This is a genomic window from Escherichia coli DSM 30083 = JCM 1649 = ATCC 11775, from assembly GCF_003697165.2.
Lineage (GTDB): Bacteria > Pseudomonadota > Gammaproteobacteria > Enterobacterales > Enterobacteriaceae > Escherichia > Escherichia coli.
Genome location: NZ_CP033092.2, coordinates 3,945,541 through 3,968,892 on the forward strand (window position 1 = coordinate 3,945,541; position 23,352 = coordinate 3,968,892).

Below are 23,352 nucleotides of genomic sequence, written 5' to 3' on the forward strand. Positions count from 1 at the left end.
CTCATAAGCACGGTAGCGGGTGGTTATTGCCTGCAATTAAAGATATAGAGCCGAACACATATGCCTTTTACACTTGGTCAACGCTGGATCAGCGATACAGAAAGCGAATTGGGACTTGGAACCGTTGTCGCGGTGGATGCGCGAACTGTCACTTTACTTTTCCCATCTACTGGTGAAAACCGTCTGTACGCACGCAGTGATTCCCCCGTGACCCGCGTGATGTTCAACCCTGGTGATACCATTACCAGCCATGACGGCTGGCAGATGCAAGTCGAAGAAGTAAAAGAAGAAAATGGCTTGCTGACCTATATCGGTACTCGCCTTGATACTGAAGAGTCCGGCGTGGCCCTGCGTGAAGTTTTCCTTGATAGCAAACTGGTGTTCAGCAAACCGCAGGACCGTCTGTTTGCCGGGCAGATTGACCGTATGGACCGCTTTGCGCTGCGTTATCGCGCGCGTAAGTATTCCAGCGAACAGTTCCGTATGCCGTACAGCGGCCTGCGCGGTCAGCGTACCAGCCTGATCCCGCACCAGCTCAACATCGCTCATGATGTTGGTCGCCGCCACGCGCCGCGCGTCCTGCTGGCTGACGAAGTGGGTTTAGGGAAAACCATTGAAGCCGGGATGATCCTGCATCAGCAACTGCTCTCTGGCGCTGCTGAACGTGTGCTGATTATCGTCCCGGAAACCTTACAGCATCAGTGGCTGGTAGAAATGCTGCGCCGTTTCAACCTGCGCTTTGCGCTATTTGATGATGAGCGTTATGCCGAAGCTCAGCACGATGCTTACAACCCGTTCGACACCGAACAGCTGGTGATTTGCTCGCTGGATTTTGCCCGTCGTAGCAAACAGCGTCTGGAACATCTCTGTGAAGCCGAGTGGGACCTGCTGGTGGTCGATGAAGCGCATCACCTGGTGTGGAGCGAAGATGCGCCGAGCCGTGAATATCAGGCCATTGAACAACTGGCAGAGCACGTGCCCGGCGTTCTGCTGCTGACCGCAACCCCGGAACAACTGGGGATGGAAAGCCACTTCGCCCGTCTGCGTCTGCTGGACCCGAACCGTTTCCACGATTTTGCGCAATTCGTTGAAGAGCAGAAAAATTATCGTCCGGTTGCGGACGCCGTTGCCATGCTGCTGGCTGGTAACAAACTCAGCAATGACGAACTGAACATGCTCGGTGAGATGATCGGCGAGCAGGATATCGAGCCGCTGTTGCAAGCAGCAAACAGCGACAGCGAAGATGCCCAGAGCGCCCGTCAGGAGCTGGTTTCGATGCTGATGGATCGCCACGGCACCAGCCGCGTGCTGTTCCGTAACACCCGTAACGGTGTGAAAGGCTTCCCGAAACGCGAGCTGCACACCATTAAGCTGCCGCTGCCGACGCAGTATCAGACGGCTATTAAAGTCTCCGGCATTATGGGCGCACGCAAAAGTGCGGAAGATCGCGCTCGCGATATGCTCTACCCGGAGCGTATTTATCAGGAATTTGAAGGTGATAACGCCACCTGGTGGAACTTCGATCCGCGCGTTGAGTGGCTGATGGGCTACCTGACCAGCCATCGCTCTCAGAAAGTGCTGGTGATCTGCGCCAAAGCTGCCACTGCGCTGCAACTGGAGCAGGTACTGCGCGAACGTGAAGGTATTCGCGCCGCGGTATTCCACGAAGGTATGTCGATTATCGAACGTGACCGCGCTGCCGCCTGGTTTGCCGAAGAAGACACCGGCGCGCAGGTACTGCTGTGCTCGGAAATCGGTTCTGAAGGACGTAACTTCCAGTTCGCCAGCCACATGGTAATGTTTGACCTGCCATTCAACCCGGATCTGCTGGAGCAGCGTATTGGGCGTCTGGATCGTATCGGTCAGGCGCACGATATTCAGATCCATGTGCCTTATCTGGAAAAAACTGCTCAGTCGGTGCTGGTGCGCTGGTATCACGAAGGTCTGGATGCATTCGAGCACACCTGCCCGACCGGACGCACTATTTACGATAGCGTATACAACGATCTGATTAACTATCTGGCTTCACCGGATCAAACCGAAGGCTTTGACGATCTGATCAAAAACTGCCGCGAGCAACATGAAGCGCTGAAAGCACAGCTGGAACAAGGTCGTGACCGCCTGCTGGAAATCCATTCCAACGGTGGCGAAAAAGCCCAGGCACTGGCAGAAAGCATTGAAGAGCAGGATGACGATACCAACCTGATCGCCTTCGCCATGAACCTGTTCGATATTATCGGTATCAATCAGGACGATCGCGGCGACAACATGATCGTGCTGACGCCGTCCGATCATATGCTGGTGCCGGACTTCCCTGGCCTGTCGGAAGATGGCATCACCATCACCTTCGACCGTGAAGTGGCGCTGGCGCGTGAAGATGCACAGTTTATTACCTGGGAGCATCCGCTGATCCGCAACGGTCTGGATCTGATCCTTTCTGGCGATACCGGTAGCAGCACGATTTCACTGTTGAAAAACAAAGCGTTGCCGGTAGGTACGCTGTTGGTGGAACTGATTTATGTGGTTGAAGCCCAGGCTCCGAAGCAGTTGCAGCTCAACCGCTTCCTGCCACCGACGCCGGTACGTATGCTGCTGGATAAAAACGGCAACAACCTGGCGGCGCAGGTAGAGTTTGAAACCTTTAACCGCCAGCTTAACGCGGTTAACCGTCACACCGGCAGCAAGCTGGTTAACGCCGTGCAGCAGGATGTTCACGCTATCCTTCAGCTGGGGGAAGCGCAGATCGAGAAATCTGCCCGTGCATTGATTGATGCAGCGCGTAACGAAGCCGACGAAAAACTGTCTGCCGAGCTGTCTCGTCTGGAAGCGCTGCGTGCAGTTAACCCGAACATTCGTGACGACGAACTGACCGCCATTGAGAGCAACCGTCAGCAGGTAATGGAAAGCCTGGATCAGGCAGGCTGGCGTCTGGATGCCCTGCGTTTGATCGTTGTGACGCATCAGTAACGGAGCCGAAGATGGGGATGGAAAACTACAATCCGCCGCAGGACCCCTGGCTGGTTGTCCTGTATCAGGATGACCATATTATGGTGGTCAACAAGCCGAGCGGTTTGTTGTCTGTGCCGGGTCGTCTGGAAGAGCACAAAGACAGCGTGATGACGCGCATTCAGCGTGATTATCCGCAGGCAGAATCGGTGCATCGTCTGGATATGGCTACCAGCGGCGTGATTGTAGTGGCGCTGACCAAAGCCGCGGAGCGGGAGTTAAAACGCCAGTTCCGCGAGCGCGAGCCGAAAAAGCAGTATGTGGCCCGCGTCTGGGGGCATCCATCCCCTGCGGAAGGTCTGGTGGATCTGCCGCTGATTTGCGACTGGCCAAACCGCCCGAAACAGAAAGTCTGTTACGAAACAGGTAAACCTGCGCAGACGGAATATGAAGTGGTGGAATATGCAGCGGATAACACGGCAAGAGTGGTGTTAAAACCGATTACCGGGCGTTCGCATCAGCTGCGTGTGCATATGCTGGCGCTGGGTCATCCGATTCTCGGCGATCGTTTTTATGCATCACCAGAAGCGAGAGCAATGGCACCGCGTTTGTTGCTACATGCAGAGATGCTGACGATTACCCATCCGGCGTATGGCAATAGTATGACGTTTAAAGCACCAGCGGATTTTTAATAGTCACGCTGGCGAAGTTCGGTAGGCCGGAGAAGGCGTTCACGCCGCATCCGGCAATTTTGCGCCGATTGTCTGATGCTGCTCGCCGGATGCGACGCTGGCGCGTCTTATCCGGCCTACCGCGTCTTATCAGGCCTACACGTTGAAACTTATTTAAACCCTTTCTGCTGCTTTATCAGCTCATAGGCCTGCTGAATTTCCTGCGCTTTCTGCTTCGCCATCTCCATCATCTCTGGCGGCAAACCTTTCGCCACCAACTTATCGGGATGGTGTTCACTCATCAGCTTACGGTAGGCACGTTTGATGGTGGTCGCATCATCCGTCGGCTTCACGCCCAGCACATTACAGGCATCTTCCAGCGTCGGGCCACGCTGCGCTTGCTGCCAGTTACCACCGCCAGATTGCTGCTGATAACCGCCACCAAACTGTGCACCGCCCTGCATCATGCGCAAAAACTGGTCAAACTGGGCGCGGGAGATGCCTAACTCTTCGGCAATGACATACAGCACCGCCCGTTCATTCGGGTGCAGTGAACCATCAGCAAACGCCGCCTGAATCTGGATCTCCAGAAACATACGAATTAAGTCAAAACGACCAAAGCAGACACTGCGAAACTGGCGCATCTTTTCGCGCAGCGGGTAATTGTCTGATTTTCCCACCCGGAATGCATTTTGCGCCGCAGTACGGGAAGCGCCATGCAGATTCATTCGGTCCATCAACTGACTGGCGATATGAATATCAGCCTCCGTGACGCGACCTTTGGATTTGGTTAAATGCCCCATCACTTCAAAAGTGGTGGCAAAAAACAGCGCCTGACGCTCACGCTGGTTGGCGAACCACGCCATTTTACGGCTACGGGCTTTATCAAACATATGGCCAATTAACAGGCCCAATACTACGCCCCAAAAGCCGCCGCCCATTATTAAGGCCACGGCCACGCCAATGATTTTTCCCCAATACTGCATATATTCCCCAAATCGACACACGGATATCAGGGCTATCTCCCACAATATAAAGGCGCTTTTACCCATTTCTGGCTGCGGTCTATTGTGAGACATCGCCTATAATTTGCATTATCATACCTGTCATTCAATGCCGTGCCTAACACCACAGACGCTATTCGGACAGGATTAACACTAGCGTAGAGATGACGAGTACGTTAGTCTCTGACCGTTTGTCACGCGCAACGTTACCGATGATGGAACAATAAAATCAACGTATGAAAAAACGTATCCCCACTCTCCTGGCCACCATGATTGCCACCGCCCTTTATAGTCAACAGGGACTGGCAGCCGACCTCGCCTCACAGTGCATGTTGGGCGTGCCAAGCTATGACCGTCCTCTGGTACAGGGCGATACCAATGACTTACCCGTGACTATCAATGCTGACCACGCGAAAGGGGACTACCCGGATGACGCCGTGTTTACTGGCAGCGTGGATATCATGCAGGGTAACAGCCGTCTGCAGGCCGACAAAGTGCAGCTCCATCAAAAAGAGGCACCAGGACAACCGGAGCCGGTACGTACCGTTGATGCGCTCGGTAATGTCCATTACGACGATAACCAGGTGATCCTCAAAGGGCCGAAAGGCTGGGCGAATCTGAACACCAAAGATACCAACGTCTGGGAGGGTGATTACCAGATGGTGGGTCGCCAGGGCCGCGGTAAAGCGGACCTGATGAAACAACGTGGCGAAAACCGCTATACCATTCTGGATAACGGTAGCTTTACCTCCTGTCTGCCGGGTTCTGACACCTGGAGCGTGGTAGGTAGCGAAATTATTCATGACCGCGAAGAACAAGTTGCGGAGATCTGGAACGCCCGCTTTAAGGTGGGTCCGGTACCGATCTTTTATAGCCCCTATTTGCAGTTGCCGGTGGGTGACAAACGTCGCTCTGGTTTCTTGATCCCGAACGCCAAGTACACCACCACCAACTACTTTGAGTTCTACCTGCCATATTACTGGAACATCGCGCCAAATATGGATGCCACCATCACGCCGCATTATATGCATCGTCGTGGCAATATCATGTGGGAGAACGAATTCCGCTACCTCTCCCAGGCGGGCGCTGGCTTGATGGAACTGGACTATCTGCCTTCAGATAAAGTCTATAAAGATGAACACCCGAACGATGACAGTTCACGTCGTTGGTTATTCTACTGGAACCACTCCGGGGTCATGGATCAGGTGTGGCGTTTCAACGTCGACTACACCAAGGTCAGCGATCCTAGCTACTTCAATGATTTCGATAACAAGTACGGTTCCAGTACCGACGGCTACGCAACGCAAAAATTCAGCGTTGGCTATGCGGTGCAAAACTTCAATGCCACCGTTTCAACCAAGCAGTTCCAGGTCTTCAGCGAGCAGAACACCAGTAGCTACTCGGCAGAACCGCAGTTAGACGTTAACTACTATCAAAACGATGTCGGTCCTTTCGATACGCGAATTTACGGCCAGGCGGTGCACTTTGTTAACACCAGAGATGACATGCCAGAGGCGACTCGTGTTCACCTGGAACCGACCATCAATCTGCCGCTCTCTAATAACTGGGGCAGCATCAATACTGAAGCGAAGTTGCTGGCAACCCATTATCAGCAAACCAATCTTGACTGGTATAACTCCAGAAACACGACCAAGCTGGCAGAGTCCGCTAACCGTGTAATGCCGCAGTTCAAGGTAGACGGTAGAATGGTCTTCGAGCGTGATATGGAAATGCTGGCGCCGGGCTATACCCAGACACTGGAACCACGCGCGCAGTATCTGTATGTGCCATATCGCGATCAGAGCAAAATCTATAACTACGACTCGTCGCTGCTGCAATCTGACTACTCCGGCCTGTTCCGGGACCGGACTTACGGCGGTCTTGACCGTATTGCCTCCGCTAACCAGGTGACGACCGGTGTCACATCTCGCATATATGATGATGCTGCCGTTGAACGTTTTAATATTTCCGTTGGTCAAATCTACTATTTCACGGAGTCTCGCACTGGCGATGACAACATAACATGGGAGAATGACGACAAAACGGGCTCACTGGTATGGGCAGGCGATACTTACTGGCGCATCTCTGATCGTTGGGGATTGCGTGGCGGGATTCAGTACGATACACGTCTGGATAACGTAGCGACCAGTAACTCCAGCATTGAATACCGTCGGGATGAAGACCGTCTGGTACAGCTGAATTACCGTTACGCCAGCCCGGAATATATTCAGGCAACGCTGCCTAAGTACTATTCCACTGCTGAGCAATATAAGAATGGTATTTCGCAGGTAGGTGCCGTCGCCAGCTGGCCAATTGCCGATCGTTGGTCCATTGTTGGGGCCTACTACTACGACACCAATGCGAACAAGCAAGCCGACTCTATGTTAGGTGTGCAATACAGCTCCTGCTGCTATGCGATTCGCGTCGGTTACGAGCGGAAGCTGAACGGTTGGGATAACGATAAACAACATGCGGTATATGACAACGCAATCGGCTTTAACATCGAACTTCGCGGCCTGAGCTCCAACTACGGTCTGGGTACGCAAGAGATGCTGCGTTCGAACATTCTGCCGTATCAAAACACTTTGTGATTTGTTGATTTACCACGTAATCCGCAGTGCGGTTAATTGAAATGGAAAAAGTATGAAGAACTGGAAAACGCTGCTTCTCGGTATCGCCATGATCGCGAATACCAGTTTCGCTGCCCCCCAGGTAGTCGATAAAGTCGCAGCCGTCGTCAATAACGGCGTCGTGCTGGAAAGCGACGTTGATGGATTAATGCAGTCGGTAAAACTGAACGCTGCTCAGGCAAGGCAGCAACTTCCTGATGACGCGACGCTGCGCCACCAAATCATGGAACGTTTGATCATGGATCAAATCATCCTGCAGATGGGGCAGAAAATGGGAGTGAAAATCTCCGATGAGCAGCTGGATCAGGCGATTGCTAACATCGCGAAACAGAACAACATGACGCTGGATCAGATGCGCAGCCGTCTGGCTTACGATGGTCTGAACTACAACACCTATCGTAACCAGATCCGCAAAGAGATGATTATCTCTGAAGTGCGTAACAACGAGGTGCGTCGTCGCATCACCATCCTGCCGCAGGAAGTCGAATCCCTGGCGCAGCAAGTGGGTAACCAAAACGACGCCAGCACTGAGCTGAACCTGAGCCACATCCTGATCCCGCTGCCGGAAAACCCGACCTCTGATCAGGTGAACGAAGCGGAAAGCCAGGCACGCGCCATTGTCGATCAGGCGCGTAACGGCGCTGATTTCGGTAAGCTGGCGATTGCTCATTCTGCCGACCAGCAGGCGCTGAACGGCGGCCAGATGGGCTGGGGCCGTATTCAGGAGTTGCCGGGGATCTTCGCCCAGGCATTAAGCACCGCGAAGAAAGGCGACATTGTTGGCCCGATTCGTTCCGGCGTTGGCTTCCATATTCTGAAAGTTAACGACCTGCGCGGCGAAAGCAAAAATATCTCGGTGACCGAAGTCCATGCTCGCCATATTCTGCTGAAACCGTCGCCGATCATGACTGACGAACAGGCCCGCGTGAAACTGGAACAGATTGCTGCCGATATCAAGAGTGGTAAAACGACTTTTGCTGCCGCAGCGAAAGAGTTCTCTCAGGATCCAGGCTCTGCTAACCAGGGCGGTGATCTCGGCTGGGCTACACCAGATATTTTCGATCCGGCCTTCCGTGACGCCCTGACCCGCCTGAACAAAGGTCAAATGAGTGCACCGGTTCACTCTTCATTCGGCTGGCATTTAATCGAACTGCTGGATACCCGTAATGTCGATAAAACCGACGCGGCACAGAAAGATCGTGCATACCGCATGCTGATGAACCGTAAGTTCTCGGAAGAAGCAGCAAGCTGGATGCAGGAACAACGTGCCAGCGCCTACGTTAAAATCCTGAGCAACTAATGGTTAAAACCCAACGTGTTGTGATCACTCCCGGCGAGCCCGCCGGGATTGGCCCGGACTTAATTGTCCAGCTTGCACAGCGTGAGTGGCCAGTCGAACTGGTTGTTTGTGCCGATGCCACTCTCCTTACCGACCGGGCAGCGATGCTCGGTTTGCCGCTCACCCTCCGCCCTTATTCCCCCAACTCCCCTGCACAACCGCAAACTGCGGGCACATTAACGCTACTTCCTGTCGCGCTACGTGAATCTGTCACTGTGGGGCAGTTAGCAGTTGAAAATGGGCACTATGTGGTGGAAACGCTGGCGCGAGCGTGTGATGGCTGTCTGAACGGTGAATTTGCTGCGCTGATCACAGGCCCCGTGCATAAAGGCGTCATTAACGACGCAGGCATTCCGTTTACCGGGCATACCGAGTTTTTCGAAGAGCGTTCGCAGGCGAAAAAAGTGGTGATGATGCTGGCGACCGAAGAACTTCGCGTGGCGCTGGCAACGACGCATTTACCGCTGCGCGATATTGCAGATGCTATCACCCCTGCCCTTTTGCACGAAGTGATTGCTATTTTGCATCACGATTTGCGGACCAAATTTGGTATTGCCGAACCGCGCATTCTGGTCTGCGGGCTGAATCCGCACGCGGGCGAAGGCGGTCATATGGGTACGGAAGAGATAGACACCATTATTCCGGTACTCAACGAGCTGCGGGAACAGGGGATGAAACTCAACGGGCCGCTGCCTGCCGATACCCTGTTTCAGCCGAAATATCTCGATAACGCCGACGCCGTGCTGGCGATGTACCACGATCAGGGTCTTCCCGTGCTAAAATACCAGGGCTTCGGGCGCGGTGTGAACATTACGCTGGGCCTGCCCTTTATTCGCACATCAGTGGACCACGGCACCGCGCTTGAACTGGCGGGACGTGGTAAAGCCGATGTCGGCAGTTTTATTACGGCGCTTAATCTCGCCATCAAAATGATTGTTAACACCCAATGAATAATCGAGTCCACCAGGGCCACTTAGCCCGTAAACGCTTCGGGCAAAACTTTCTCAACGATCAGTTCGTGATCGACAGCATTGTTTCTGCCATTAACCCGCAGAAGGGCCAGGCGATGGTCGAAATCGGCCCCGGTCTGGCGGCATTGACCGAACCGGTCGGCGAACGTCTGGACCAGCTGACGGTCATCGAACTTGACCGCGATCTGGCGGCACGTCTGCAAACGCATCCATTCTTAGGCCCGAAACTGACGATTTATCAGCAGGATGCGATGACCTTTAACTTTGGCGAACTGGCCGCGAAAATGGGCCAGCCGCTGCGTGTTTTCGGCAACCTGCCTTATAACATCTCCACGCCGTTGATGTTCCATCTGTTTAGCTATACTGATGCCATTGCCGACATGCACTTTATGTTGCAAAAAGAAGTGGTGAATCGTCTGGTTGCAGGACCGAACAGCAAGGCGTATGGTCGATTAAGCGTCATGGCGCAATACTATTGCAACGTGATCCCGGTGCTGGAAGTACCGCCGTCAGCCTTTACACCACCACCCAAAGTGGATTCCGCCGTCGTGCGCCTGGTTCCTCATGCAACGATGCCTCACCCGGTTAAAGATGTTCGCGTGTTGAGCCGCATCACCACTGAAGCCTTTAACCAGCGTCGTAAAACCATTCGTAACAGCCTCGGCAACCTGTTTAGCGTCGAGGTGTTAACGGGAATGGGGATCGACCCGGCGATGCGAGCGGAAAATATCTCTGTCGCGCAATATTGCCAGATGGCGAACTATCTGGCGGAGAACGCGCCTTTGCAGGAGAGTTAACGATGATCAATTCGCCCCGAGTGTGTATTCAGGTTCAAAGCGTCTACATTGAGGCCCAATCTTCACCTGATAATGAACGTTACGTTTTTGCTTATACCGTAACCATACGCAATCTGGGGCGAGCGCCAGTGCAGTTGTTGGGGCGTTACTGGCTGATCACCAATGGCAATGGCCGTGAAACCGAAGTCCAGGGCGAAGGAGTGGTTGGCGTCCAGCCACTTATCGCGCCTGGCGAAGAGTACCAGTACACCAGCGGTGCAATCATTGAAACCCCGCTGGGCACCATGCAGGGTCACTACGAAATGATCGATGAAAATGGCGTCCCTTTCAGCATCGACATTCCCGTATTCCGACTCGCCGTTCCCACACTCATTCATTAAAAGAATATGGCGACATACCTTATTGGCGACGTTCATGGTTGTTACGATGAACTGATCGCATTGCTGCATAAAGTAGAATTTACCCCTGGGAAAGATACCCTCTGGCTGACGGGCGATCTGGTCGCGCGCGGCCCGGGTTCGCTGGATGTTCTGCGCTATGTGAAATCCTTAGGCGACAGCGTACGTCTGGTGCTGGGTAATCACGATCTGCATCTGCTGGCGGTATTTGCCGGGATCAGCCGCAATAAACCGAAAGATCGCCTGACACCGCTGCTGGAAGCGCCGGATGCCGACGAGCTGCTTAACTGGCTGCGTCGCCAGCCTTTGCTGCAAATCGACAAAGAGAAAAAGTTAGTGATGGCCCACGCCGGGATCACGCCGCAGTGGGATCTGCAGACAGCCAAAGAGTGCGCGCGCGATGTAGAAGCGGTGCTGTCGAGTGACTCCTATCCCTTCTTCCTTGATGCCATGTACGGCGATATGCCAAATAACTGGTCGCCGGAATTGCGGGGGCTGGGAAGACTGCGTTTTATCACCAACGCCTTTACCCGTATGCGTTTTTGCTTCCCGAACGGTCAACTGGATATGTACAGCAAAGAATCGCCGGAAGAGGCCCCTGCCCCACTGAAACCGTGGTTTGCGATTCCTGGCCCCGTCGCTGAAGAGTACAACATCGCCTTTGGTCACTGGGCATCGCTGGAAGGCAAAGGTACGCCGGAAGGTATTTACGCGCTGGATACCGGCTGCTGCTGGGGTGGTACATTAACCTGCCTGCGCTGGGAAGATAAACAGTATTTTGTCCAGCCGTCGAACCGGCATAAGGATTTGAGTGAGGGAGAGGCGGTAGCGTCTTAAATCCCGTCGAGCATAAAATCTAATGCTCCTTTAATCAACGTTCGGTGCGCGCTGGCATCGCAAAATTTCGTTCCCAGCGCGTTAACTGGAACAGTTGCAGTCTCATGCGTCATGAGCACATATTCTTTGCCGTCTACCGGTAAAAGGATTGGGTTAAGCCGTTCTGGTGGGCGAATACGGCTAAATCGTTCAAATAGGTGTTAATGGAATAACGATACGGCGATTAATCTCACCAACAATGTCGCTGGTAACATCAATAACAAAGGGAAACGCGGCGTTCCTGCCGCGACTGCGGTATACCGTAAATTGCATCGCTAGAAGCTCCGGTACTCATCAGAGAAACATCCGGTTTCATCAGCCAATTGATTTAACGCAGCGATAGCTTCTGCGTTCTCTTCACGCCAACGTGTTGCTGCATGTTTTTTAAGTTCAGCATTGAGCGCAACCGTAAGGGTGGCGCTCATATTTAAGCCTGCATCACGAGCGCGATTGACTAACTCACGGTCGACGGTGACGGTCACACTTTGTGTGGTACGTTTTGCAGTCATGATCTCGTGCTCCTGTACAATTTATACGTCTGGTATACACGGATATCTGCACGTATCAGTGATGCCGGAATTCTAATATACAAAATTACCGCCGCTCCAGAATCTCAAAGCAATAGCTATGAGAGTTCTGCGCATCGGCGTCGTGGAATTCACTGAATACCGATTCCCAGTCATCCGGCTCGTAATCCGGGAAATGGGTGTCGCCTTCCACTTCCGCGTCGATATGCGTCAGATACAGTTTTTGCGCTTTCGGCAGGAACTGCTCATAAACGCGACCGCCGCCAATCACCATGATTTCTGGTACGTCACCACACGCCGCAATGGCTTCATCCACCGACTTCACCCACGTTACGCGATCGTCCGTACCCGGTTGACTGCTGAGGATAATATTTTTGCGTCCTGGCAACGGACGACCGATGGATTCCCAGGTATGGCGGCCCATAATCACGGGTTTATTTAAAGTGTTGCGTTTAAACCAGGCGAGATCGGCAGGCAGGTTCCACGGCATGGCGTTTTCCATGCCGATAACGCGATCTACCGCTAACGCCGCAATCAGACTGATCATTGAGATTTCCCGATAAAAAAAATTGTCGCCACTATACGTAAAGCGTAAACCGTCGTCGACTGGTGCGAGGATGATGTTGAGGAAAATTTTATATTCTGCTGGCGAGTCCACGCTCTCTCCCTGGACTCGCCGCATTACAATGAAACAAAAACAAACAGTTAGCTGTAAAGCGTGATTTACGTCACTCTTTATTAAGATGAGGGCTTCGTTTCCGGTTCATCCGCCATATTGCCAGTATGTTTCCCTTCTTCGGTTCCCTGCCAGCCATGTCGTTGAATTAATGACAGATGTTCACGGTCTTCGGTAATGATCTCACTTAACATCGCGCTGGTGCGTTTATAGACCGCCGCACGGGCTTTGGTGTCGTTCTCAACCATTGCCATCTCTTCCACCATCTGAATATTAAAGCGGCGGAACACATCGGCGCGTTCTCGCGCTTCATACGGCCCCAGACCTAAACTTTCCAGTGCCAGACGCCCGGTTTTCAGCGCACCTTCGAAGGTTTCACGCTCCGGCTTTTCAACGCCTGCCTGACGCAAACGAATGTAGTGGTCGACATCGCGGGCGCGGGCAATAATCTGCAAATGTGGGAAATGTTCTTTCACCATCTCCGTCAGTTGCAGGTTGGTTTGCGGATCGTCGATGGCGTTAATCAGCACTTCCGCTTTCGCCGCTCCGGCAGATTCCAGTAAATCCATCCGCGTGGCATCGCCATAAAACACTTTCATACCGAATTTACGCAGCGTTTCGATATGGTCCGGGTCGTGATCGAGCACCACCATTTTCACCCCGCTGGAGAGCAGTAAACGTCCGGTTATCTGCCCAAAACGACCGAATCCGGCAATGATTACCCGCGGCTGTTCTTCGTCGATCTCATCGGCTTCACGCGCCTCTTCAGTAGAAGATTGCTCAAGGCGATTGAGGATTACCAGCAGAATCGGCGTTGCCGCCATCGACAGTGCCACCGCCAGAGTCAGCGATTTCGCCCACTCTGGCTCCAGCACATTCGCCATCTGCGCCGCACCAAATACTACAAAGGCAAACTCACTGCCCTGTCCTAACAGCACCGCAAACCAGCGACGCTGTTTATTTGGCACCTGCAACGGTCGGGCAATCAGCCACAGCATGGCGATTTTGATGATGAGGAAACCGAGCAGCAAAATGACAATGCGCAATGGGTTTTCAATCAGCGTGCCAAAGTCTATCGACATGCCAACGCCGATGAAAAACAGCCCCAGCAGCAAACCTTTAAATGGTTCGATATCGCTTTCCAGCGCATGACGGTATTCCGAGCTTGCCAGCAGTACGCCCGCCAGAAACGCGCCCATCGCCATCGACAAGCCGACCTCTTCCAGCAGCAAACCAAAGCCAAACACGAGGAATAACGCCACGGCACTAAACACTTCCCGCAAGCCAGAGCGGGCAACAAAACGCAGTGCCGGACGCGTGACATAGCGCCCCAGCAATACCACCAGCGCCAGCGCGCCCGCCACTTTTAACGCCGAGAGAACAAATGCGCCCATCGTCGTCGAAGCACTGCTCGCTGCCAGTAGCGGGATCATCGCCACCAGTGGGATCGCCGCGATATCCTGGAACAGCAGCACCGCAAAGGCACTGCGGCCCATTTGCGTCACCATCAGATTGCGTTCATTCATCGCCTGCATGGCAATCGCCGTTGATGAGAGCGCCAGCGTCATGCCGATCAATTCTGCGACCTGCCAGCGCAGCCCAAGTAACATACAAAACAGCCCCAGCAGGCCGCCGCAAATCACCATCTGCAATGCGCCACCGCCGAACACTGCCGCACGCAGCTTCCACAGCCTTTGTGGATCGAGTTCGAGGCCGATAATAAACAGCATCAGCACCACGCCAATCTCTGCAAAGTGCAGAATAGATTCGGCATCGGTCACCAGTCGCAGCCCCCACGGGCCAATGATGCAGCCGGCGATCAGATAGCCAAGTACCGATCCCAGACCGAGGCGTACCGCAATGGGTACAATCAGCGCCGCCGAACCGAGATAAATCAGCGCCTGAATAAGCGTATGGCTATCCATGATGTGCCTCCTGCCATTCCAGCAGACGTTGCTTATAGTGCCGCGCCTGCCCTTCGAGGGTTTCGTCGTCACAAATAAAGGTGCAGTGCATGGCAAACGGTGGCAGCCAGTTCAGCCCGCAGTAGATTGCCGTCGCCTGTAGCGGCTGCGACAGCACATCAAAGCCCGGATGCGCACCAATCTCAAAATGGCTTTCCCCACCGCCGGTCGTCACCGCCCACAGCAAATGTTTGCCGTGCAGCGCCGTGCCGCCGTGACCGTAAGCCCAGCCGTGCGAGAAAACTTTATCGATCCAAAGTTTAAGAAGCGGTGGAATGCTGTACCACTGCATTGGGTGCTGCCAGACGATCAGATCGGCACGAGACAGCGCCTCCTGTTCGGCGGCAATGTCGATATTGAAGTCAGGATAGAGTTGATAAAGAGAGCGAATTTCGACGCCTTCCAGCGTCCTTGCCTGTTCAAGCATCCGTTTATTCGCATGGGAATAATGCGGATACGGATGCGCATAAATTATAAGAATCATAGGTAGCCCGCGTGATTACGCCTTTGTTTTCCCACAAAGTGTAGTCATATATTCACGCAGCTTATAGTCAATAATATTGATTCAGAAAAGAGAGAAATCTGAACAAATTACCCCATTCTCTGCCCGCGGATCGTCATATTGCTGGTCTGCGCCAGTGACATCCCTCGAGTCTCCGGGGCAAACGCTACGGAAATCAACAAGCCAAATAGCGAGATACCCGCCCCCATTAGCATCGTGTTACTGATACCGTAATTATTGATAAAGATCGGCAGTGCCCAGGTCGATACAATAGTGCCAATACGGCTTAAGGACATAATCACGCCCACGGCAGAGGCGCGGATATCCGTCGGGAAGAGTTCATTAGGATAGAGCCACTGCAAATTACCCGGCCCGCCAGAGAAAAAGGCATACACCGCAAAGGCCATCACTACCAGCCAGATCCCCATATCCGGGATCAGCCCCAAAACCGCCAGCGCCAGCGTCATCATGGCAAAGCTGCCAATCAACAATGGACGCCGTCCGGCAGTGTTTAGCCACAGCATCGGCGGAATACAGCCGAGCATAAAGAACAGACTAATCACCACGTTCCCCAGCGCCGCGTTTTTGCCAACCCCCAATCCTAACAAACCAACGATTTGCGGGCCAAAGGTGTAAATGGCGAACATTGGGATCACCTGGCAGGTCCAGATGGCGGCAACAAACAGAACAAAAGGAAAATGGCGGCGATTAAACAGATCGCGAAAACGGGTTTGCTGCGGCTGCTCTTCCTCGAAAGCCACCGGTTCGCCAAACAGTTTTATCATCATCTCTTCGCACTCTTTTACTCGCCCTTTGCGTAACAACCAGCGGGGAGATTCAGGCAGTTCGAATCGACCAATCAAAATCAATAAACAGGGAATCGCTGCGCTACCCAGCATCCAGCGCCAGCCGCCTTCCACATCATAAAGCCAATAGCCGACCAAATCGGCGCAGGTCGCGCCGACATACCACATCGCGGCGATAAAGCTGATGGAAAACGCCCGCTGACGGGTACTGGAGAACTCGGTGATCATTGAGGTGGCGATGGGATAATCCGCACCGATAACAATGCCGATAAGTACCCGCATCACCAACAGTTCGACGGGGGATGAGACAAACATCGTCGCCACCGATATCACGCCGATGGCGATGATATCAATGAGGAACATTTTGCGCCGTCCGACTTTATCGGAGATATAGCCAAACAGCGATGTGCCAACGAACAGCCCGGCGAGCGTTCCCGCGCCCAGCAAGCCAATCCAGTCAGCGTCCAGTTTCAGCGCCGGAGTCAGTTGCTCCAGCGCCACGCCAATCATTACCAGTACATAACCATCCAGAAACGGACCACCGCTTCCCCACAGCAAAATGCGGCGGTGAATAGAGGAGAATTTAAGATCATCAAAGTTTCTGGACGGTTGCATGGGTTATTCCTGTTTTTTTGCAATGAGAGTCAGTACGGCATTACGTATCAAACCAACATCAGCCGTAACGGAACTCCACACCAAAGGTGCCGCGCGGGTATTCCCACTGTTCCAGCGCCGACCCCAGCCCCAGAATGCGACAGGTGCCGCACTCCAGACATCCGGCGTAATCGAAGCGCACACTGCCGTCATCCTGCTTCTTGTACAGACCTGCGGGGCACGCTTTCACCAGCAGCTCCAGGGCCTGTTTATCTGCATCGGCCTTCACAACAATGTGCGGATGCTCTTCATCGACATTGAATTTATTGACGCCCAGTTTGACGTCCACATTGACGGGAGAAGTCATAAAACGGTCACTCCTTTCATGCCATCCTTGATCAGATTGATGAAGCCCACTTTCTTGCCGTGGCGGAGGATTTTCTTGCGCATCAGTTCCGGCGCACTGCCGTCAATGGTGAACAGGTCACGCGCCACGCCCACCGCCAGTTCCGGGTAGCCGCTAAACATGCGTGGGTTATCAAGAAACGCCGGTAGTTTCTGGTACATGCGCATATCGCGCAGCGGGCCACTCTCAAGATGCTGACGATATTCCGCGAGTTTTTGCTTACTGAAATCGTCGCTTTTCATCGCTGAAAGCACAGTTTTTGCTGCTGCTTCCCCGGCGGCAATCGCCAGATCCATACCGCGAATGGTAAAACCGAGGTTCATACACATTCCGGCGGCATCACCAGCAATCAATACGCCGTCACCGACCAGCTCCGGCAGCATGTTGATGCCCGCTTCCGGCACTACGTGAGCGGAATATTCCACCAGCTTGCCGCCCGCGATCAGCGGTGCAACGGCCGGATGTTGTTTGAAATCTTCCAGCATTTGCGGCACCGATTTTTTTGCGTCATGCAGATGATGCAAACCACAAACCAGCCCCAGCGACAGGGTATTTTCATTGGTATAAAGGAAGCCACCGCCCATCAGGCCATCGGTGGGTGATCCCGCAAACAGGCAAGCCGCGCCCTGATTACCCTGCAACTGAAAACGGTCTTCAATAACCGACTTCGGTAACTCGATCAGTTCCTTCACGCCAACCGCCACATCCGTCGGTTTAACGCGTTTTGCCATCCCCAGCTTTTCGGCAAGGATGGAATTCACCCCATCAGCAAGGATCACCGTTTTCGCTTCAATCACATCGCCATCGGCTTCTACACCGACGACTTTGCCATCGCGCTGTACGAGGTTATCGACGCGGATCCCGGTAATTAACTGCGCGCCCGCTTCTTCGGCCTGCTCCATCAGCCAGGCATCAAATTTACTGCGTAAAACGGAGTAAGAACGCGGGGATGGCGAGGTTTCGTCGCCATTGCAGTAGTCCATAGTCATCGCTGACTTTTCCGTCATAAACGCAAGTTTTTCATGGGTGATCAGGCGTTCTACGGGGGCGGAGTCTGCGAAACCAGGAATAATGTGTTCCAGACTGTGGGCATAGAGACGCCCGCCGGTGACGTTCTTGGCACCTGCGGAATTGCCTCGCTCGATAACTAACACTTGCGCACCTTCGCGGGCGAGCACCAGTGCGGCAACCGAACCGGCAAGCCCTGCACCGACGATGATGGCGTCAAAGATATCTTCGGACATAAGAGCTCCCTGTCAGCGGCAGGGCCAAAATGCAGCCCTGCCAGAGTGGATCAACGCGCTAAAGCTACGGTCAGTGCCGGAAGGATCTTCACGGCGTCGCCAACAATGCCGTAATCCGCGTACTGGAAGATCGGCGCATTTTTATCTTTGTTGATGGCGAAAATGGTTTGCGACGCATTAGCGCCAACCATGTGCTGGATCTGCCCGGAGATCCCCACCGCCAGGTACAGTTCAGGTTTCAGCATCAGGTTGGAGATACCGACATAGCGTTCGTGCTCCATCCATTTTTCGTTTTCCGCCACCGGACGAGAACAGGCCAACTCCGCACCTATCGCCTTGCAAAGCTGTTCTGCCAGCGCAATGTTCTCTTTGCTGCCAATACCGCGACCAACGCTGACCACCAGGCGGGCTTTGTCGAGATCGACGCTGTTGCTCTGACGCGCCTGGGTTGCCGTGCGGGTAATCGCCACAGCCGGAGCCTGCCACTCCACGGTGTGCGTTTCGCCAGTGCGTGACGCGTCTGGCTGAGCCGCATCGAACGTGCCGCTGCTGATGGTCAGTACCGCATACGGCGTGGCAATGCGTTCTTCGCCAATCGCCAGACCGCCGTAAACCATGTGTTTCACTGTCGCTTTACCGTCCTGCACGCTAACAGCGCTGGCATCGTTAGACACCGCCGCGTTAAGGCGGTAACCCAGTTTCGCCGCCAGTAATTTGCCGCGACGGGTGTTTGGCAACAGCACCAGACCGTCTGCGCCGTGCTGGCGAATAGTGTCAGCCATGACACCGGCGTAATCTTCGATCATCCGCTCGTCCGGTTTGCCGCTTAATTTCCAGACATGATTAGCGCCGAGCTGGATTGCCTGTGTGCCGTCGGCATCATTGAGGACGAACGTGTTGATTTGATTAGCTAAAGCCTGCGCACCGTTCATCAGTTCCGGCAGACGAGAAGGGGTATCGCTGAATACCCAGACTTGAGAAAACGTGTTCATAGCATCCCCTGTAATTAAATGACTTTGCGAAGATTTTCAGCAAATGCGGCGATCTGTTCTTCGCCGTCGCCTTCAATCACGATGCGCTGACGCTCGCGCTGTTTCGGCGCGGCAACCTGTTGTTCTGACCAGGCTGCCTCTGCGTTAAAACCGATATCCGCCGCCGACCATACCTGGACTGGCTTTTTCGCCGCGCCGAGAATGGCTTTCATCGAAGGAATTTGTGGGGAGTTGATATCAGTGGAAACAGCAACAACCGCAGGCAGCGGAATGCTTAAGGTTTCTGTTTCATCTTCCAGTTCGCGCTCAACGGTGAGGGTATCTGCAGTCAGGGAGATAATTTTGCTGACGCCGTTAACTGCCGGAATATTAAGGATTTCGCCTACCAGCAAACCAACCTGCTGGGCATAAAGGTCGGAAGAACCATCGCCACAGAGGATCAAATCAAAGCCTGCTTTCTGAGCGGCTGCAGCCAGTACGCTCGCCGTTTGTTGCGGCAGTGCCTGCTCGAACTGGTCATCAATCACCACAATCAGTTCATCCGGACCGCGCGATAGCACATCTTTACGCCCTTTGGCGTTGGTCAGGGCTTTACCGCCCACACTTAAGGCCGTCACCTGCGCCTCTGCTGCCTGTTGCTTTAGCTGGCAAGCCGCTTCAATAGCGTTGAGATCGTATTGGCTTATTTTGGCATCGGCTTTGCTGAAGTCTAACGAACCATCAGCATTATTGACCGCAATATCCTGTTCATCAGGCACGCACTTATAGCAAGTAATAATCTTCATTGCATCTCCAGAAATCATGAAGGAAACGTCGTTCATATCGGTGGTGTTAATTACAGATATCACGCCCTTTAATTTGGAAATAAAACTTTAATCACCAATATTGAAAATGTCACACGCAGATAAATCCAACTTTCAATATTGTTAAGCTCCTCACCAATATTGAAAACATGGCGTAGCAAAAAGAAATTTTCAATATTGTTTTATGGATCACCAATATTGAAAGTCAGATGCTATTTTTTTACTCACAACAGAACATAACAAACTGATTAATAATCAAAATTAACGAAAAAATGCCCTCTATTCACCCGAAACAAAAATGTGATAACAATCACAGAATGCAGCTTATTGAATACCCATTATGAGTTAGCCATTAACGCGTCCACGAGGTTAATAATAATTATATTAAATGTTAACAAAAATAAAACAAACGGGAACGCAAAATAAATGTTCGTTTTCACAGTGGAATTAACTCATGAAGAATGAAAAGAGAAAAACGGGAATAGAACCGAAGGTTTTCTTTCCGCCGTTAATAATCGTCGGCATACTTTGTTGGCTTACAGTCAGAGATCTGGATGCGGCGAATGTCGTTATTAATGCTGTATTCAGTTACGTCACCAATGTATGGGGATGGGCATTTGAATGGTATATGGTGGTGATGCTTTTCGGCTGGTTCTGGCTGGTGTTTGGCCCGTATGCCAAAAAGCGTTTAGGTAACGAACCACCAGAATTTAGTACCGCCAGTTGGATCTTTATGATGTTCGCCTCCTGTACGTCTGCTGCCGTACTGTTCTGGGGATCGATTGAGATCTACTACTACATCTCCACCCCGCCGTTTGGCTTAGAACCGAACTCAACAGGCGCGAAAGAGTTGGGGCTGGCTTACAGCTTGTTCCACTGGGGACCTCTGCCGTGGGCCACTTACAGCTTCCTTTCAGTCGCCTTCGCTTACTTCTTCTTTGTCCGCAAAATGGAAGTGATTCGCCCCAGCTCCACCCTGGTGCCGCTGGTAGGTGAAAAACACGCCAAAGGGTTGTTCGGCACTATCGTCGACAACTTCTATCTCGTCGCCTTGATCTTCGCGATGGGTACCAGTCTGGGCCTTGCCACGCCGCTGGTGACCGAGTGTATGCAATGGTTGTTTGGCATTCCGCATACCCTGCAACTGGACGCTATCATCATTACCTGCTGGATTATCCTCAACGCCATTTGCGTCGCTTGCGGTCTGCAAAAAGGGGTACGTATCGCCAGTGACGTGCGTAGTTACCTGAGCTTCCTGATGCTGGGTTGGGTGTTCATCGTCAGCGGTGCCAGCTTCATCATGAACTACTTCACCGATTCGGTGGGGATGTTACTGATGTATCTGCCGCGCATGTTGTTCTATACCGATCCCATCGCTAAAGGCGGCTTCCCGCAGGGCTGGACCGTGTTCTACTGGGCATGGTGGGTGATTTACGCTATCCAGATGAGCATCTTCCTCGCCCGCATCTCCCGTGGTCGTACCGTGCGTGAACTGTGCTTCGGCATGGTGCTGGGGCTGACAGCGTCAACCTGGATCCTGTGGACTGTACTCGGTAGTAACACTCTGCTGTTGATAGATAAAAACATCATCAACATTCCAAATCTGATCGAACAGTACGGTGTGGCGCGCGCCATCATCGAAACCTGGGCCGCTCTGCCACTCAGCACCGCCACCATGTGGGGCTTCTTCATCCTCTGCTTTATTGCCACCGTTACGCTGGTTAACGCCTGCTCTTATACCCTGGCGATGTCCACTTGCCGCGAAGTACGCGATGGTGAAGAACCCCCGCTGCTGGTGCGTATCGGCTGGTCAATTCTGGTTGGCATTATCGGTATTGTTCTGCTGGCGCTCGGCGGCCTGAAACCGATTCAAACCGCCATTATCGCCGGAGGATGCCCGCTGTTCTTCGTCAACATCATGGTGACGCTCTCCTTTATTAAAGACGCGAAACAGAACTGGAAAGATTAATTAACCCCCAAAATATCAAGAGGTTGAAAGATGGATTTTAATTTAAATGATGAGCAGGAACTGTTTGTCGCCGGTATCCGCGAACTGATGGCCAGCGAAAACTGGGAGGCCTATTTTGCCGAGTGCGACCGTGACAGCGTCTACCCGGAACGTTTTGTCAAAGCCCTGGCGGATATGGGTATCGACAGTCTGCTGATCCCTGAAGAGCACGGTGGTCTGGACGCGGGGTTTGTTACTCTCGCCGCCGTGTGGATGGAACTGGGTCGTCTGGGAGCGCCAACTTACGTGCTGTATCAGTTACCGGGCGGGTTTAACACCTTCCTGCGTGAAGGTACGCAAGAGCAGATCGACAAGATTATGGCTTTCCGCGGCACCGGTAAGCAGATGTGGAACTCAGCAATTACCGAACCGGGCGCAGGCTCCGACGTGGGTAGCCTGAAAACGACTTATACCCGTAGAAATGGTAAGATTTATCTTAATGGTAGTAAGTGTTTTATTACCAGCAGCGCCTACACCCCGTACATCGTGGTGATGGCGCGCGACGGGGCTTCTCCGGACAAACCTGTCTACACCGAATGGTTTGTTGATATGAGCAAACCGGGCATCAAAGTGACCAAACTTGAAAAGCTCGGTCTGCGTATGGATAGCTGCTGTGAAATCACCTTTGACGACGTGGAACTGGACGAGAAAGACATGTTCGGTCGGGAAGGTAACGGCTTTAACCGCGTCAAAGAAGAGTTCGACCATGAACGTTTCCTGGTAGCCCTGACCAACTACGGTACGGCGATGTGCGCCTTTGAAGATGCGGCGCGCTACGCCAACCAGCGTGTGCAGTTTGGCGAGGCTATTGGTCGTTTCCAGTTGATTCAGGAAAAATTCGCCCACATGGCGATCAAATTAAACTCCATGAAAAACATGCTGTATGAAGCAGCGTGGAAAGCAGACAACGGCACCATCACCTCTGGCGATGCAGCGATGTGCAAATACTTCTGCGCCAATGCGGCATTTGAAGTGGTGGATAGCGCAATGCAGGTGCTGGGCGGTGTCGGGATTGCGGGCAACCACCGCATCAGCCGCTTCTGGCGTGACCTGCGTGTAGACCGCGTTTCCGGAGGATCTGACGAAATGCAGATCCTGACGCTGGGTCGCGCGGTGCTGAAGCAATACCGTTAAGTCCGTGCGCTGCCTGATGCGACGCTGACGCGTCTTATCAGGCCTACGGGAGCACGAAGATGGC

General features: G+C 53.1%; 20 protein-coding genes and 1 pseudogene. 10 read left to right on the top strand and 11 right to left on the bottom strand.

Features of this window, described 5'->3' with window-relative positions; all coding sequences use genetic code 11:
* The first annotated feature begins 60 nt into the window (after positions 1–60).
* Together rapA and rluA are read left to right on the top strand one after the other, a co-directional pair.
* On the top strand, positions 61–2,967 hold the full coding sequence (gene rapA / locus EAS44_RS20325) for an RNA polymerase-associated protein RapA (protein ID WP_001117011.1): 2,907 nt from the start codon (positions 61–63) through the stop codon (positions 2,965–2,967).
* An 11-nt stretch (positions 2,968–2,978) separates the two neighbouring features.
* The gene (gene rluA, locus EAS44_RS20330) at positions 2,979–3,638 is read left to right on the top strand and encodes a bifunctional tRNA pseudouridine(32) synthase/23S rRNA pseudouridine(746) synthase RluA (RefSeq protein WP_000525162.1); all 660 of its coding nucleotides are present in this window, start codon (positions 2,979–2,981) and stop codon (positions 3,636–3,638) included.
* Between the two features lie 149 nt (positions 3,639–3,787).
* On the opposite strand, the gene djlA is transcribed toward rluA, so the two are convergent.
* Complete coding sequence (gene djlA / locus EAS44_RS20335; protein ID WP_001200560.1) at positions 3,788–4,603, bottom strand: co-chaperone DjlA; 816 nt, start codon at positions 4,601–4,603, stop codon at positions 3,788–3,790.
* Positions 4,604–4,857: 254 nt separating this feature from the next.
* On the opposite strand from djlA, the gene lptD reads away from it, so the two are divergent.
* Genes lptD through apaH form a run of 6 tightly spaced genes read left to right on the top strand, consistent with a single transcriptional unit; the run spans position 4,858 to position 11,593 of the window.
* Positions 4,858–7,212: an LPS assembly protein LptD gene (gene lptD, locus EAS44_RS20340; protein WP_025857867.1), complete on the top strand. Its 2,355-nt coding sequence runs from the start codon at positions 4,858–4,860 to the stop codon at positions 7,210–7,212.
* Positions 7,213–7,264: 52 nt separating this feature from the next.
* Positions 7,265–8,551, top strand: coding sequence for a peptidylprolyl isomerase SurA (surA, locus tag EAS44_RS20345; protein ID WP_000800457.1), 1,287 nt, complete (start codon positions 7,265–7,267; stop codon positions 8,549–8,551).
* Positions 8,551–9,540, top strand: coding sequence for a 4-hydroxythreonine-4-phosphate dehydrogenase PdxA (gene pdxA / locus EAS44_RS20350; protein ID WP_000241229.1), 990 nt, complete (start codon positions 8,551–8,553; stop codon positions 9,538–9,540). Before surA ends, pdxA begins: the two co-directional genes overlap by 1 nt.
* Entirely contained in the window at positions 9,537–10,358 is an 822-nt protein-coding gene (rsmA, locus tag EAS44_RS20355) for a 16S rRNA (adenine(1518)-N(6)/adenine(1519)-N(6))-dimethyltransferase RsmA (RefSeq protein ID WP_001065363.1), read from the top strand. The genes pdxA and rsmA overlap by 4 nt, the downstream gene beginning before the upstream one ends.
* Positions 10,359–10,360: 2 nt before the next feature.
* Positions 10,361–10,738, top strand: a complete 378-nt coding sequence (gene apaG / locus EAS44_RS20360; protein WP_000610901.1) for a Co2+/Mg2+ efflux protein ApaG — start codon at positions 10,361–10,363, stop codon at positions 10,736–10,738.
* A 6-nt stretch (positions 10,739–10,744) separates the two neighbouring features.
* On the top strand, positions 10,745–11,593 hold the full coding sequence (gene apaH / locus EAS44_RS20365; RefSeq protein ID WP_000257201.1) for a bis(5'-nucleosyl)-tetraphosphatase (symmetrical) ApaH: 849 nt from the start codon (positions 10,745–10,747) through the stop codon (positions 11,591–11,593).
* Here apaH and EAS44_RS25630 read toward each other — a convergent pair.
* From EAS44_RS25630 to fixA, 10 genes and pseudogenes are all read right to left on the bottom strand, one after another.
* Positions 11,590–11,905: pseudogene (locus tag EAS44_RS25630) on the bottom strand (CcdB family protein). The gene apaH and the pseudogene EAS44_RS25630 overlap by 4 nt on opposite strands.
* 2 nt (positions 11,906–11,907) lie before the next feature.
* Complete coding sequence (locus EAS44_RS20375) at positions 11,908–12,141, bottom strand: type II toxin-antitoxin system CcdA family antitoxin (RefSeq protein ID WP_000125566.1); 234 nt, start codon at positions 12,139–12,141, stop codon at positions 11,908–11,910.
* Positions 12,142–12,226: 85 nt separating this feature from the next.
* A complete protein-coding gene (gene folA, locus EAS44_RS20380; RefSeq protein ID WP_000624375.1) occupies positions 12,227–12,706 on the bottom strand; it encodes a type 3 dihydrofolate reductase in 480 nt (159 codons plus the stop codon).
* A 191-nt stretch (positions 12,707–12,897) separates the two neighbouring features.
* Complete coding sequence (kefC, locus tag EAS44_RS20385; protein ID WP_000377122.1) at positions 12,898–14,760, bottom strand: glutathione-regulated potassium-efflux system protein KefC; 1,863 nt, start codon at positions 14,758–14,760, stop codon at positions 12,898–12,900.
* Positions 14,753–15,283: a glutathione-regulated potassium-efflux system oxidoreductase KefF gene (gene kefF, locus EAS44_RS20390; RefSeq protein WP_000600749.1), complete on the bottom strand. Its 531-nt coding sequence runs from the start codon at positions 15,281–15,283 to the stop codon at positions 14,753–14,755. The genes kefC and kefF overlap by 8 nt, the downstream gene beginning before the upstream one ends.
* A gap of 107 nt (positions 15,284–15,390) precedes the next feature.
* Positions 15,391–16,722 carry an MFS transporter gene (gene yaaU, locus EAS44_RS20395; protein ID WP_001183207.1) on the bottom strand — a complete coding sequence of 444 codons (1,332 nt, stop codon included), beginning with the start codon at positions 16,720–16,722 and terminating at the stop codon, positions 15,391–15,393.
* A gap of 58 nt (positions 16,723–16,780) precedes the next feature.
* On the bottom strand, positions 16,781–17,068 hold the full coding sequence (gene fixX / locus EAS44_RS20400; RefSeq protein ID WP_000203741.1) for a ferredoxin-like protein FixX: 288 nt from the start codon (positions 17,066–17,068) through the stop codon (positions 16,781–16,783).
* Positions 17,065–18,351, bottom strand: coding sequence for an FAD-dependent oxidoreductase (gene fixC, locus EAS44_RS20405; RefSeq protein ID WP_025857873.1), 1,287 nt, complete (start codon positions 18,349–18,351; stop codon positions 17,065–17,067). Before fixC ends, fixX begins: the two co-directional genes overlap by 4 nt.
* Before the next feature lie 50 nt (positions 18,352–18,401).
* The gene (fixB, locus tag EAS44_RS20410; RefSeq protein ID WP_001091524.1) at positions 18,402–19,343 is read right to left on the bottom strand and encodes an electron transfer flavoprotein subunit alpha/FixB family protein; all 942 of its coding nucleotides are present in this window, start codon (positions 19,341–19,343) and stop codon (positions 18,402–18,404) included.
* A 14-nt stretch (positions 19,344–19,357) separates the two neighbouring features.
* Entirely contained in the window at positions 19,358–20,128 is a 771-nt protein-coding gene (fixA, locus tag EAS44_RS20415) for an electron transfer flavoprotein FixA (protein ID WP_000692217.1), read from the bottom strand.
* A 472-nt stretch (positions 20,129–20,600) separates the two neighbouring features.
* On the opposite strand from fixA, the gene caiT reads away from it, so the two are divergent.
* The gene (gene caiT / locus EAS44_RS20420) at positions 20,601–22,115 is read left to right on the top strand and encodes an L-carnitine/gamma-butyrobetaine antiporter (protein WP_000787103.1); all 1,515 of its coding nucleotides are present in this window, start codon (positions 20,601–20,603) and stop codon (positions 22,113–22,115) included.
* A 30-nt stretch (positions 22,116–22,145) separates the two neighbouring features.
* Positions 22,146–23,288, top strand: coding sequence for a crotonobetainyl-CoA dehydrogenase (caiA, locus tag EAS44_RS20425; protein WP_000347117.1), 1,143 nt, complete (start codon positions 22,146–22,148; stop codon positions 23,286–23,288).
* Positions 23,289–23,352: the final 64 nt, after the last annotated feature.

Bases quoted from the DNA above. Each gene is read 5' to 3' on its own strand.
- rapA (WP_001117011.1), top strand. From the start codon at position 61: ATGCCTTTTACACTTGGTCAACGCTGGATCAGCGATACAGAAAGCGAA.
- apaH (WP_000257201.1), top strand. From the start codon at position 10,745: ATGGCGACATACCTTATTGGCGACGTTCATGGTTGTTACGATGAACTG.
- rsmA (WP_001065363.1), top strand. From the start codon at position 9,537: ATGAATAATCGAGTCCACCAGGGCCACTTAGCCCGTAAACGCTTCGGG.
- surA (WP_000800457.1), top strand. From the start codon at position 7,265: ATGAAGAACTGGAAAACGCTGCTTCTCGGTATCGCCATGATCGCGAAT.
- apaG (WP_000610901.1), top strand. From the start codon at position 10,361: ATGATCAATTCGCCCCGAGTGTGTATTCAGGTTCAAAGCGTCTACATT.
- rluA (WP_000525162.1), top strand. From the start codon at position 2,979: ATGGGGATGGAAAACTACAATCCGCCGCAGGACCCCTGGCTGGTTGTC.
- pdxA (WP_000241229.1), top strand. From the start codon at position 8,551: ATGGTTAAAACCCAACGTGTTGTGATCACTCCCGGCGAGCCCGCCGGG.
- lptD (WP_025857867.1), top strand. From the start codon at position 4,858: ATGAAAAAACGTATCCCCACTCTCCTGGCCACCATGATTGCCACCGCC.
- kefC (WP_000377122.1), bottom strand. From the start codon at position 14,760: ATGGATAGCCATACGCTTATTCAGGCGCTGATTTATCTCGGTTCGGCG.
- kefF (WP_000600749.1), bottom strand. From the start codon at position 15,283: ATGATTCTTATAATTTATGCGCATCCGTATCCGCATTATTCCCATGCG.
- fixC (WP_025857873.1), bottom strand. From the start codon at position 18,351: ATGTCCGAAGATATCTTTGACGCCATCATCGTCGGTGCAGGGCTTGCC.
- yaaU (WP_001183207.1), bottom strand. From the start codon at position 16,722: ATGCAACCGTCCAGAAACTTTGATGATCTTAAATTCTCCTCTATTCAC.
- EAS44_RS20375 (WP_000125566.1), bottom strand. From the start codon at position 12,141: ATGACTGCAAAACGTACCACACAAAGTGTGACCGTCACCGTCGACCGT.
- fixA (WP_000692217.1), bottom strand. From the start codon at position 20,128: ATGAAGATTATTACTTGCTATAAGTGCGTGCCTGATGAACAGGATATT.
- djlA (WP_001200560.1), bottom strand. From the start codon at position 4,603: ATGCAGTATTGGGGAAAAATCATTGGCGTGGCCGTGGCCTTAATAATG.
- fixB (WP_001091524.1), bottom strand. From the start codon at position 19,343: ATGAACACGTTTTCTCAAGTCTGGGTATTCAGCGATACCCCTTCTCGT.
- caiA (WP_000347117.1), top strand. From the start codon at position 22,146: ATGGATTTTAATTTAAATGATGAGCAGGAACTGTTTGTCGCCGGTATC.
- folA (WP_000624375.1), bottom strand. From the start codon at position 12,706: ATGATCAGTCTGATTGCGGCGTTAGCGGTAGATCGCGTTATCGGCATG.
- caiT (WP_000787103.1), top strand. From the start codon at position 20,601: ATGAAGAATGAAAAGAGAAAAACGGGAATAGAACCGAAGGTTTTCTTT.
- fixX (WP_000203741.1), bottom strand. From the start codon at position 17,068: ATGACTTCTCCCGTCAATGTGGACGTCAAACTGGGCGTCAATAAATTC.